Source organism: Pseudobutyrivibrio sp. OR37, from assembly GCF_900113655.1.
GTDB lineage: Bacteria > Bacillota > Clostridia > Lachnospirales > Lachnospiraceae > Pseudobutyrivibrio.
In genome coordinates, this window is the sequence record NZ_FOQF01000050.1 from 1 (window position 1) to 12,709 (window position 12,709).

General features: G+C 33.2%; 14 protein-coding genes and 1 pseudogene. 7 read left to right on the plus strand and 8 right to left on the minus strand.

Annotation, left to right across the window (positions count from 1 at the left end; genetic code table 11):
• Positions 1-385: 385 nt before the first annotated feature.
• Together BM097_RS15210 and BM097_RS15215 are read left to right on the plus strand one after the other, a co-directional pair.
• Complete coding sequence (locus BM097_RS15210; RefSeq protein WP_090552354.1) at positions 386-712, plus strand: hypothetical protein; 327 nt, start codon at positions 386-388, stop codon at positions 710-712.
• Positions 713-731: 19 nt separating this feature from the next.
• Positions 732-986, plus strand: coding sequence for a hypothetical protein (locus tag BM097_RS15215; protein WP_090552358.1), 255 nt, complete (start codon positions 732-734; stop codon positions 984-986).
• Positions 987-1,512: 526 nt separating this feature from the next.
• Here the strand turns inward: BM097_RS15215 and BM097_RS15220 are convergent.
• From BM097_RS15220 to BM097_RS15250, 8 genes are all read right to left on the minus strand, one after another.
• Positions 1,513-2,286: an ABC-2 family transporter protein gene (locus BM097_RS15220; RefSeq protein WP_026653665.1), complete on the minus strand. Its 774-nt coding sequence runs from the start codon at positions 2,284-2,286 to the stop codon at positions 1,513-1,515.
• Positions 2,286-3,068, minus strand: a complete 783-nt coding sequence (locus BM097_RS15225; RefSeq protein ID WP_028246285.1) for an ABC-2 family transporter protein — start codon at positions 3,066-3,068, stop codon at positions 2,286-2,288. Before BM097_RS15225 ends, BM097_RS15220 begins: the two co-directional genes overlap by 1 nt.
• Complete coding sequence (locus BM097_RS15230; RefSeq protein ID WP_026653608.1) at positions 3,065-4,030, minus strand: ABC transporter ATP-binding protein; 966 nt, start codon at positions 4,028-4,030, stop codon at positions 3,065-3,067. Before BM097_RS15230 ends, BM097_RS15225 begins: the two co-directional genes overlap by 4 nt.
• Positions 4,027-4,830: a peptide arginase family protein gene (locus tag BM097_RS15235; RefSeq protein WP_015548220.1), complete on the minus strand. Its 804-nt coding sequence runs from the start codon at positions 4,828-4,830 to the stop codon at positions 4,027-4,029. The genes BM097_RS15230 and BM097_RS15235 overlap by 4 nt, the downstream gene beginning before the upstream one ends.
• A 29-nt stretch (positions 4,831-4,859) precedes the next feature.
• Positions 4,860-5,996, minus strand: coding sequence for a YcaO-like family protein (locus BM097_RS15240; protein WP_028246286.1), 1,137 nt, complete (start codon positions 5,994-5,996; stop codon positions 4,860-4,862).
• A 55-nt stretch (positions 5,997-6,051) separates the two neighbouring features.
• Positions 6,052-6,216 carry a hypothetical protein gene (locus BM097_RS16455; protein WP_015548221.1) on the minus strand — a complete coding sequence of 55 codons (165 nt, stop codon included), beginning with the start codon at positions 6,214-6,216 and terminating at the stop codon, positions 6,052-6,054.
• Positions 6,217-6,435: 219 nt separating this feature from the next.
• Positions 6,436-7,137 (minus strand): sigma-70 family RNA polymerase sigma factor, encoded by a 702-nt coding sequence (locus BM097_RS15245; RefSeq protein WP_015548222.1) that lies wholly within the window; start codon positions 7,135-7,137, stop codon positions 6,436-6,438.
• The gene (locus BM097_RS15250) at positions 7,137-7,997 is read right to left on the minus strand and encodes a helix-turn-helix domain-containing protein (RefSeq protein WP_051194705.1); all 861 of its coding nucleotides are present in this window, start codon (positions 7,995-7,997) and stop codon (positions 7,137-7,139) included. The genes BM097_RS15245 and BM097_RS15250 overlap by 1 nt, the downstream gene beginning before the upstream one ends.
• Before the next feature lie 354 nt (positions 7,998-8,351).
• Here BM097_RS15250 and BM097_RS15255 point away from each other — a divergent pair, with 354 nt between their 5' ends.
• From BM097_RS15255 to BM097_RS16575, 5 genes and pseudogenes are all read left to right on the plus strand, one after another.
• Complete coding sequence (locus tag BM097_RS15255; RefSeq protein ID WP_177184182.1) at positions 8,352-8,705, plus strand: DUF3847 domain-containing protein; 354 nt, start codon at positions 8,352-8,354, stop codon at positions 8,703-8,705.
• The gene (mobQ, locus tag BM097_RS15260; protein ID WP_090528470.1) at positions 8,706-10,193 is read left to right on the plus strand and encodes a MobQ family relaxase; all 1,488 of its coding nucleotides are present in this window, start codon (positions 8,706-8,708) and stop codon (positions 10,191-10,193) included.
• 12 nt (positions 10,194-10,205) lie between these two features.
• Positions 10,206-10,823 (plus strand): CHC2 zinc finger domain-containing protein, encoded by a 618-nt coding sequence (locus BM097_RS15265; protein ID WP_090528473.1) that lies wholly within the window; start codon positions 10,206-10,208, stop codon positions 10,821-10,823.
• Entirely contained in the window at positions 10,783-12,165 is a 1,383-nt protein-coding gene (locus BM097_RS15270; protein ID WP_242942028.1) for a virulence-associated E family protein, read from the plus strand. Before BM097_RS15265 ends, BM097_RS15270 begins: the two co-directional genes overlap by 41 nt.
• A gap of 356 nt (positions 12,166-12,521) precedes the next feature.
• A pseudogene (locus tag BM097_RS16575) lies at positions 12,522-12,709 on the plus strand (ISLre2 family transposase); the annotation flags it as partial.

Below are 12,709 nucleotides of genomic sequence, written 5' to 3' on the forward strand. Positions count from 1 at the left end.
AAAGAACTTCTCCATCGGTGTTAGTGATAAAGCAATCATGCTTATCTTTAGCGATATCAATTCCTACAAAAATCATATAGGACCTCCTTAAAATAGATTGATACTGTTTTAAGATCCACAGGGCTCCTTGCAATCGTAACCTACTTCTTGATAAACCGTCATGCGGTAACTAACTGATTAACAAATAAACAAAGAGACTGTGGTTGGAGCCTCTCAAAAACCATCAAGTGGTAGGAGAAAAATACCAATCCACAGTATCTTAAAATAGCATAGTCGAACCTATAGAAAAGGTAAAGAAAGACTATGACTTTATATAATAGTAGGAGAAAAATATATATTTCAATTTCTTATTATTATAATAATTTCTATCATAATTGGAGAATTAGTGCTAATAATAATTGATGGTAAAAAATCGAAGGCCGGAAAAGCATCTAGGATAAGCCTTCCAGTTCGTTGTTTTTGCTTAGCATTAATTATTTTTGCGTTATTTTTAGGAATTGATAGAACTATAGAAGCTAGTGAACGTGCACGAAATACTTGGGAAGCGCTTATTAAAGCAACTGAAACGGTGGTAACTGAAGATGGTGAAAAAACCTTATATCAACATATTACTGATTGGCTGAACTCTACAAATCCTATTTTTGATGGAGTAACCTCCGAACAAAGACAAGTTTTAATTGATTGGAAAAATGAATATGAGCACAGCCATTAAACTAGAAGGAGATAAAACTATGCCAAACCCTGAATTTACACCAATCGAAGCTGTTGAAATAATAAAAAGGATTAATATTATAGAACCTTTTACACTCCCTGATGTATATAGAGAAAAATGGAATTTGATGTCACGTGCTAGAGGTGCAGGTGCTTTCGGAAGAAAGTTTTTCTATTATATATCAAAACATCCAGAAGAAGGCATTAGTCGTATTGAGGGGCTGAAAATAAAAAATAGGGCTGTCTACAAGTATACTTCTCATGGTGAAAACTAATTTCAAAAGATTGATGAAAAGAAATGACATATTACATAGATATGATATCTTGGTGATATTGATACTGATAGTTGGAATGAGATGTTTGGATAATGACAAAATAAGAAAAAAATAAGGGCTATAAGCCCTAAATCAACGAATGTACCCCAGTAGTACCCCTTGTTGTAGTTCGCGCTCGACGGGAATAAGGAAACATCTCGATTGAAGTGCTCATTTAGTACAAAAATAGGACCACCCATAAATGGATGATCCTATTTTTTATACTAAAAGAGCGCGAGACGGGACTCGAATCGCATTCCTTATCTTAAAATACTGATAGAAAGGGGATTCTAGCACCGCTATTTGCTTAGGGAACACCTGAGGGGTCACCTAGATCATTTTCATGTCATACAGAAGTTGGGACTTGAATTGTAACGTCACCATAAAAATACTGAAAGAAAGGGGACTCTAGCACCACACTATTACTGGGGACCCCTTAGGGAACCCCTGACAATAATTATTGAGATTTGTAAAATCATCCACATATTTAATTTGCAGACGCATATTTCGCCAAACCTCTTTTCCAAACCATCCCAACTATAATAGATAATACAACCAAAAAAATAATAAACCAAACTAATTCCACTACGCTAATATTTCCTTTAAGTATTTCGACGGGTCCATTAATCGCTGTAAAAAAAGGAAGAACCCATGTTAAAAAAAATATTATGCTATTGGGATATATAACCTTTGGTCGCGTAGACGCATCAATTAAAGATTCTGGAACTCCCATCAATTTATTAGTTTTTTCTTTCCAAAACGAAAACATAACCATTAACTGATTTACCAAGAATACAAACATCATAGCAAATGGAATAAAAATTACATATTCAATTATATTTATGCGATAGTAATTTGACTTCGAAATAATCACCATCTGAATAATAATTGCTATGACTAAATTAACCGCACTTGGAATATCTAACCTATATAATGCATAATACCAAAAGGACTTTACTGGACGAACAAAAACATAATCCAAATTTCCTTCTATAATATCATCCGATAAATTTTCATGTGCAGAAACAAACAACACTTGATACATACTTAAAATTATATTTGATGTACATATCAAAGAAAAATAATCATTTCGTGTCCAGCCAAGTATTGTATCCGAATACTCATAGTAGATAATTCCAGTTATCATTTCTATGGAAAAAAACATAATTCCAAACAATGCTACAAAAATTGAGGTACTTCTATAGACCAAGCATTCTTGAATACTTTGCGAAATAAAAACTTTATATAATCTCTTATTCATCAATTGCCCATTCCTTCATATTTTTTTAGTCCTTTAGATAGCAAAATATTATAGATATAATATAAAAATACTATCCATATTAATGTGATTAAACAGTAATATAAAATAAAAGTATTTTCCACCTGGCAAGTTAATACTTTTGTCAAAACATGTCCAACAATAGCAAATGGTGTAACTGATAAAACCATATAATATGGTTTTGGTAACAAATCAAGTGGAAAATACAAACCTCCCATAAGTAGATAAATAGCAGTTAATATTGATCTTAACGGCCACATTTGTATAATCCAAAAACCTATTGTTGAGATTACTGAAACACACATGAAAAACATTAAAAAGGCTAATAGCAAAAAAATTAATGCAAAAAACACATACAAGATATCTGCTCCTTGAGCATTAATCATAAAAAATGCCAAAATCAAATATACTGTAACCTCTAAAATTTTACTTCCCATATATCTGGCAAAACTTTCATAAAGCAAATGTATTGGTCTTAACAATAAAGTTGTAAGTTTTCCAGAATGTATTAGAGTCCCCAACCTAAAACAAGGTTCAAAAGAAAAAATAACACTAGCTACATTTGCCAATATAATATACATAATCATATTGTTATACGAATACTCACCGATATAATTATATTCATTTGATATATATATCGCTTTCCAAATAAACACAGTTGTCAAAATTTGCATAACTTTTAACGCCAACTTGACACAAGTATCAAATTTATATATCAACTGTGAACTGATTTGACTATATAAAATTCTTAGATACTTATTCATTGGTTCTCCTGTGTAAACATCTTAAATATAATTTCTTCAAGCTTTGGTACTTCCTCCCTGATTGAGACAATATTGGATATATTTACATTATTTAGAATGTTTTCGGAATCTTCATTCAAATATAATTTATATTTACAACTTTCAATTCTCTCAATTCTATATGCTTTTGCATCAAATGGTATCTTATTTTCCTTAGTCTCTATAATATAGCAATTTTGGGTACTATATTCTTTTCTAATTTCATCAATCGTCGATTCTTTAACTATTTTACCTTTGATGATGACTGCTATGCGATTAGCCATTTTTTCTATATCATTCATATAGTGACTTGTTAGGATAATAGTTGTTTTTTCCTTACTATTCAATTCATGCAAAAAATCATATATAGCATATTGACTCACAATGTCTACCCCAATAGTCGGTTCATCTAAAAACAATACTTTAGGAGAATGAATCACTGAGCAAACTAACTCAAATTTTATTCTTTCACCCAATGATAGTTTTCTGACTGGTATGAAAAGTTTATCTGCTATCTGAAGTTTTTCTGTCAAGTACTTTAACCGAACCGAAAAAGAAGCATTCGAAACATTATAAATAGCTTGAAGCATTTTAAGAGTTTCAAACGCTGGTAAATCCCAAATCAGCTGTGTCTTTTGTCCTAAAACAACTCCAATTTGTGATAAATAATTTGGAGTTTTAGAAAATGGATTGCACCCTAAACTGTCAATTGTTCCCTGCTGAGGTTTGATTATTCCAGTAAGCAACTTAATTAAAGTTGTTTTTCCGGCCCCATTGGGGCCTAGTATTCCAATAATATCACCTTCGACAATACTTAAATTTATATCGTCTAGTGCAGTTACTTCTTTTTTTTCCCTTTTACCAAAATCCAAAATTGAACCTTTTAGACCCGCTTTTTTTTCAAACGTCTCATATTTATAACTTACATTTTTACATTCAATCATATATTTATCCTATTTTCTACAAAATATTTAATTACTTCTTGTCTCGTATAACCACTACTTTCTGATTTGCAAATGATATTTAAATCAGGATTCAAGTTGTGCCTAACAAAAAAATCACGCAAAGTTGCTAAGTTAGCTTTTATTTCATTTTCTGATATTTTACATGCTGGAATTGGTTCAAGCCCAAATAATTTAACATAATACCTAGAATCCTTTGAGTAGACATTTAAGTTGCTTCCAAACGAACATCTAACTTTATTATAAATATTATTTTGTAACTCAAAGAATTGATTTCGTGTTATTTCTAATTCAATAAGTTCTCCTAAATGGTCATTACTTCCAAAATAATCTAAATCCACACTCACAATTACAGATTTATTCGAAAAATCATATATATGTGTTAAATTTGTATCCGCTCTACATGTAATTAATTTATGGATATTTCCCGCTACCTTCGTTTTAATTGGTAATAATGAAATAAAATCATTTGCCTTTTGTTCAGTATTTATACATATTTCAGAAAATCTCTCACTGTTATGATTAGATATCCAAATTACATCCTCAATAATATCCGTGTACAATAGGGGAGGAATATAATTTCCATAGTTCAATTGAGAATATGAGATTAAATCAATAGATTCATCAGTTAGATTATTTATTGCAGATTCACTTACAATAGCTTCATTCATATCACTATGATCATCTATATGAATCAAGGTAAATTTTTGTTTCTTCACTCTATGCAACTTAACAATTTCTTTAAAAGCTTCTTGATGCTCCTCTATATATACTGTCTGCATTTAAAGTCCTCATCTTTATAATTATATTTTTAATCATTAGGGACAACTGGAATACCACTTCCAACTAAATAAAATTTATCATTGCCATGTAGTATTACTTGTACACAAATTATTTGATTATAACTAAATAAAATCTTATAGCTAATATTCATTTTATTCTGCTCAATTATCTTAATCTCTTCTTGATATATTTGCTCCGCAGCGATTTCTTTTGAAGTAACATAGTCAGCAAATTGAATATCAGCACCATACTTTAGACAAAGAATCGCATTATATTTCTTCAACTCCTTAAACAACGATAGTGCGGTTACATCCTCAATTTTATTCTGTGCACACTGTAGGTGATAACTTTGAAGGCATTCCAGCAATGCTCGTTCAAGAGCATATCTTGAAGACGTTGATAGTCCGCTCCCTTTAAAAGGTACTCCTGTTCCAGGATTGTCTGCAAAAACTTGATAACAAAAAAAACCATCAAATGTTTTAATATCAACAATAATAATCTCTGTGCCAATCTCAGCGGATATTGTATTATATAATTCTAATAAACTGGCAGATAATGATTTGGGATTAATAAATACAGCTTTTTCACTATGGTCGATAAATACATTATAGTAATGTTTAGAAAGTGAATATCTTTCCAATAACTCGTTTAACGCATGAATAAGAGCATCATTTAATGATGTTCCGATTGCACACCCAGAATTCGTGCTATATTTTTTTATAGATACACATTTATCAGGAATACTATTGTTATAAACATTCCATAATGCAGTTGGGAAAAAAATCTTATTGTTTCCATCAAAAAATTTTGTAGCACCAATTATATCATCAGGCGATAGATTTTCTTTCAAGACCTTTACAGCATATTCGTTTTGTATTATTCCATCACAAATTGATGAAATAGGTACACTCATCTCAGAGTTTGAACTATTTTGATAAATATAATGTTCTATTGCCTCATAAATAGCACTTGCTAATGACTGATTTGAATACCCTTTTCCATTTCCCTGTACAGTGCCATTTAAAATCACACTATAAGTCGACACATTACTATCAACAATAGTTTTTTTTTCACTTATTTCATAGTTTAAATTTAAGAAATCAAGGCATTGTTTTGCTAGTTCTATTGCCTCTTCAGTTTCCATTTCACGTTCATATACTGACACAATATAATCCTCATAAAAAAGAGGTCAAATTAATGACCTCTTTTCTTTCTACAAACTACTCAGCAGCATTTAAAGCTTCGATTAACATTTTTTCCTGCTGCGATACATTGATTTCACTAAAAGACTTATTGACAATGTCAGCAAGGCTGATGTCCATTAACTGATTGTCTTCTAAGATTTCAGACATCACAACATTGATTTCACTTCTTCTGTTTCCCATCGAAAAGCCCATCCTTTTTGTCTGAACATTCAGTCTAATCATATATGTTGTAAAATAATATATAGATATTTTTTGTTAATTTCAATGGAAATAATCAATAGAATTTCTGTGAAAAATGTCCGAATTTTCGTGTTTAATGCACATTATTCTATTTTTGTGTATTTATTATATTTAGATTATATAAATAATCAATTATATAAAATTGAGCATAAAATACTTTCATGTGACCGAATAATCATTCATGGCTACTCTCAAATGCTGTAAACTGCTCTGCTCGATACCTTTAACAGTTTCTTTAGATTTATTAAAATGCCTAGCTGTAGCTTCAAGCGTCCTTCCTTCTCTCAGGCTAAAGCCATAGTGATAGGTGAGGACTTTTCTCGCATCTGAAGGTAAATCCTGCAATCTGATTAGCATTTTAAGGAGCATAGTTCTGTGAACAGCCAACTCACCTGTAGGATCACGGTGACTGTCAACACTTGCTTCAGCAGTTAGCTGTCCGATGTACTCATCTCTGTACCCATTAGCAGGATCATCGTCCAGAAAGATATTTGTAAGACCATCATCAACTGAATGCTTCTCAAATGTTCCAAACGTTCTTCGCCCTACATCACGCATCTTATTTCTTATAACTTCAGTAGCGTATGTTGAAAATTTAGCGCCTGCTTCTGGCGAGAATGAAAGTGCTGCATCTATCAGAGCTAGATATCCTTCCTGTATTAAATCTTCAATATCCCAGCCTCCATAGGGATTAGAATTTAGGGAGTATTCCTTTTCTACTAGGATAGCATTTGCTATAACAAGACCTTTGTTAGCAAGAATGAGGAGCTGTTTGGCATTGTCATCACCAGATTGAATTTTGGTACAAAGCTCTTGATTAAATCGACTTAGACGTTCATTGTGTGTAAGGCTTCTTTTCATTATTTCTTATCAAAAAGAGCCACCACCTTATAGAACCATCTTATTGGTGTTCTTAATGCCTTTACCATTTTTTCATTTGCTCCCTGCTCCAATAATGACTTTTCAGTAGCAGTCATCATTATGTCAATCTTTTCATCAGTAGATAGATTTTTCTTAGATTTCCCCTTATATTCTTCTACGAATGTATTGAATACTTTTCTATTTAAGTCAGAAGTACGATTTAGGCCATTGGCTTTTATTTCTTCCTCAGATTTCTTTTTGATTTCTCGAACAGCAGCTTCTATTCTATGGATAATCTGGTCAAATTCATATCTTGAAGCAGTAAACTTTTGAGATTTTATTTCTTTAATGTCATTTTGAAATTCTTCAACATCAGTTATTTCATTGATGTCAACTTCATCTTCCAAAAACTCAGCGGTGCAGCTTAACAAATCATTTCTAATCTTGTACGTTTCATCCATCTGTCCTGAAAAGTAAATTGCCATAGACTTTGTTGCTTGACGAAAGTTTTTATTAAGTAATAGCTCATTTACAACATCAGGATTTACATTATCAGTCAGCAAATGCTTGACTGCTTCAGCAGATAAACCAAGCTCACCTATATCATGATAGAAAGGCTCTGGATTATCAGTTAATCCTAAAATAAAGTCAGTAGAGACATTATAAAGGTCAGCTAAAGCTTTTAAGCTTTTTCCAGTGATTGAATCTACACCACCTGATTCCATTCTTCCATAGGTGGCATTGCTTACTCCGATAGCCTTAGCAACATCACCTTTATCTAAACCTTTTTTTCTTCTTAATTGCTCAAGTCTTTTTGGTCTATCTTCAGGCAAAAAGACATCTAATTCCATAACATCCATTAATAATCTCCCTTATAAAAACGCTCCAAACGAATGTTTCATCCTATTGTAACATTTTCATATTTGAAAGAAAATCCCAATTCAGTTTCCATAATTCTCCAATATTTTCATCTTTGTTTGATTTGAGACCTGCCTCAGTTTTTATCCGTATTATCTATTAGAAGCCCCAAAGTGGAGACTTGCTAAAGCCCCTTATTTTAATAAGGGCGCACTTCTATACCTCTTCAAGAGGTATGTGCGTTTTGCCTTCGCAAAAGTCTTCCCGACTTCGTCGATTTTGCGTTCGCTGTCGCTCCGGGATTGCAGGCAATCGTGCAAGACACTATTAACAAAAATATGAAAGGAACCAATATTATGGAAAACAAAGAAACGATTGTAGAGGGCTATACTATTAGCTCCAAACTAACAAAAGCACTATCAGACTATGAAAAAGCGGAGGCCATTCATCAAAAAACGCTAAAGCGTTGTGAACAGCTTGAACACAAAGTCACTTTACTAGAAAACAGAATTGAATATCAGAAGAAGCAGGAAAGAAAACGAAGAACACACAGGCTATGCACAAGAGCAGGTCACATTGAATCACTTCTTCCTGAAACAAAAGAGCTAACAGATAACCAGTTCATGGCATTCTGTGATGCTCTTTTTTCTTATCCGAAGATAAAGGAACTTGTCAGCAAACTACTAGCCAAAGTAAAGGAGGAAAACTAAATGGCACTTTATCATTTTCATGTATCTCAAGTTAGTCGAGGAAAAGGACAAAGTTGTTTGGCAAGCGATGCATATATTACAGGAACAAGACTCATTGATGACTACTATGGCGATGTCCATGATTACACCAAAAAGCATGGCGTGCTCTTTACAGAACTTCTACTTCCTGATTATGCGCCAGAAAGATTGCATGACCGTGAAGTATTATTTAATGAACTTGAAGTAATTGAAAAACATCCTAAAGCTCAGCTATGTTACACTTTTGATTTTTCTCTCCAAAATGAATTGAGCTATGAAGAAAACTTAGAAATTGCCCAAAAATTCATTAAGGAAAACTTCTTATCAAAAGGAATGATTGTAGATTATGCAATTCATGATCCAGATAAACATGGTGGCATCCCAAATCCACATGTTCACATGCTAATTCCCATACGTCCTCTTAATGAAGATGGAACCTGGGGAGAAAAACAAAAGCGAGAATATCTTATTGATGAGAATGGCGAAAGAATTAAAAAGCCAAATGGCAAATATGATTTTAAATCTGTACCGACAACTGACTGGGGAGATCCTGAAACGCTTGATGCCTGGAGGAAAGCTTATGCAGATATCTTTAATAAGGCATTTGAAGAAAATGGACTTGATTGCAGAATAGACCATCGTTCTTATTCTGCCCAAGGACTTGAGCTACTTCCAACTATTCATGAAGGACCTCAGGTAAGAGCAATGGAAGCAAAGGGGATTAAAACTGAAATCGGTGATGAGAACCGCAGGATAAAGGCTTTTAATGAAATGATTAAAAAGCTATCTACAAACCTTATTGATATCTCTGAATGGCTCTCAAATTTCATAAAAGAATGTCATAAGCAAAAAATATACGTTCCATCACTTGGTGAGCTTGTTTCTGATTATTATGACAAGCGCTATATCAATGCATGGAGTAACAAAGCAAAGGTAAAAAATTTAAAGGAAAGAGCTGCTGTGATATTTTTCTTATCCCAAAACAACATTAGCACTTTTGAAGAACTTAAGGATTTTGTTCATGCATCATATGGAAAAGTTAATGAACTTCAGGTGGATATTTCAGAGATTGATAAAAAGATTTCTAAAATCAAGGATGCATTTCGCTATCGTCAAATGTTGGCTGAAACAAAACCTATCTATGACAAGCAGTTTTCTTTTCGTTTAAAGAGGAACCAAGAGAAGTATGTGGCTGAACATAGAGATGCACTTGATAAATATCATTTAGCCAAACGAATGCTTGATAATTATTGGTACGGCAGAAAGCCAAACTGGGAAATTGCAAAAATCAATTTAAGCAATCTTGAGAAATCTAAATCCCAAAAGCAACAACTTTATAAAGACTGCAAGGTAATAGCTAGTGAAGCCTATAAGATAAGAAAGATTGCAGAAGAAATGATTAAAAAGCCTGCGACTAACATTCCGGTTCATCAAGTAACTAAAAAACGCAAATACGAATTAGGTCGATAGGAGGAATAACAATTGAATTATTTTACAGAGATCAAGTCAGCTGTTTCCATTGAGGAAGCCGCTTCTTTTTATGGTATCAACTACAACAATAATAAAATGTGTTGCTGTCTTTTCCATAAGGATAGACACCCTAGTATGAAGCTTAATAAAGATTATTACTACTGCTTCAGCTGTGGAGCACATGGTGATGTAATTAACATTGTCCAACAGCTTTACAACTTAAGTCCTATTGATGCTGCAAAGAAAATCTGCTTAGACTTTAACTTAAATCCCAAGAGCGATAGTTATAGCTATTCATCAATAGTAAAAGAAAAGAAAAAGGAAATTGAACACAAGAAGGAACTCGAAAGAGCATTTGCGAAGAATCGTCGTGATGCTCTTTTTATTTTGCATGAGTATCACGGTCTACTTCTTAAATGGAAAAGAGAACTAGTTCCAGATGATATGAATCTTGATAATGCAAATCCTCTTTTCCTGGAAGCACTCAATAACTTTGACCGTATCGATGCAATGATTGATGAGCTGACCTACGGAACAATGAAAGAACAAATTGACTTTATTAAAACATTTGACAAGGAGGTTTCTAAAATTGAAAAACGAATCACTAAATTTAAGTCCGCAGGATGCTAAAGTGCTTGAAGCACTCTTTAAAAGCAACGGATATACACTAATAACAGATACAGATGAATCCGAAGAATGGACATCAAAGCTTGAACAGGATGCTAAAGGGAAAATCAAGCAGACAAATAATAACTGCACCTTAGTGATGGAAAATGATTCTCTTTTGGCAGGTGCTATTAAGAAAAATGAGTTAAGCGGAGGCATTGATATTGTTAAAGACCTTGGTTGGAACAGAAATGGAAGGTCTCTTACAGACACAGATATAGATAACATTATCATTTATCTGGAAAGGAACTATGATCTTCACGTAGACAGAATGATAGAGCGTGCTATCAGAGTTATTGCAAATCAGAATTCCTATAACCCAATAAAAGATATGTTAAATGGTCTTAAGTGGGATGGAAAACCAAGACTTGAAAATGCTCTTAGTCATTTCCTAGGAGTAGAAAAGACACCTATAAACATAGAGGCTTTAAAGCTATTTATGTTTGGTGCAATAGAAAGAGTCTTTAATCCAGGCTGCAAGTTTGAATACATGCTTTGCCTTGTTGGCGGACAGGGAGCAGGAAAATCTACATTCCTTCGATTTTTAGCAATGTATGATAACTGGTTCTGTGATGATATCAAGCAGCTTAGTGATAAGGAAGTATTTGAAAAGCTTCAGGGACATTGGATTATAGAAATGCCTGAGATGACAGCTATTCTACATGCCAAATACGTTGAAGACACTAAGGCATTCCTAAGCAGGCTATCTGACACATATCGAGCTCCATATGATAAGTATGCACAGGACCATCCAAGAATATGTGTCTTCGCAGGTTCATCTAACACCATTCAATTTTTACCACCTGACAAATCTGGTAACAGACGATTCATTCCAATAGAAGTTCATATGGAAAAAGCTGAAACTCATATCCTGGAGAATGAAAATGAATCCAGATATTATTTCGCTCAGATGTGGGCTGAAGCCATGGAGATATATCGAAGTGGTAACTACAAGCTTGCATTTACAAAAGAACTTCAAAAGGAGCTTGTAAGGCTTCAATCAAAATATACACCTGAAGATCCTATGGAAACTGCAATACTAAATTTCATAGAAGAAAATCAGCCTGAATACGTTTGTGCAAAGATGCTATATGTGGAAGCTTTAGGCAATAGCCCGTATTCATCCACAGCGTCATGGGAATCTAAGGCTATAGGCGAAATAATGAATCAGAAATGTCCTGATTATAGAAATATTGCAAGCCATGTATTCAAAGACTATGGCAAGCAACGAGCCTGGGTTAATACAAAAAAGCCTGATTTTAAACCAATAACTGATGATGAGGAGAAGGAACTACCTTTTAAGTAGACCTTCTCCTTTTTTGTTGCCCTTTTTTCTTAGAGCAACAGATAAACGGATAAACACACAAAACTGAACATTTTGATTTTCATAAACAATGATTCTTCTTTTTGGAAAATCGCTGTTTATGTGTTGCTCGGAGTAGTTAAGCCTTTGTCGGCTTGCTTCTCCTTTTTTATTTGGAGGAGGATACATGAAGCAGAAAGGAAAAAATATTGAGATTATTAAACTAATGTACAAACTTCAAGCTGATGAATAGAGTAAAGATTTTGTCAGTTGAATAAAGAAAAATAAAAATGAGAGTAACAACCTTTTGTTATAATAGTTTCACCACAAAACAAAAAACGAAAGGAGCTGTTACTCTCATGTCAATTGTAACACTATTAAACACTCTCGTAGAAGAGTTAAATTCAGCAGAGGAGAACTTTTTTAGTAATCCCAAGGATTTTTATTCCTTGGAGACTTCAGTAAAGACATCAACTGAATCTTTTGCAGCTTCATTTCTTGGCTTACTCTTAAGTGAGATAAATTCCAAAATTGAAAATGATGGCTG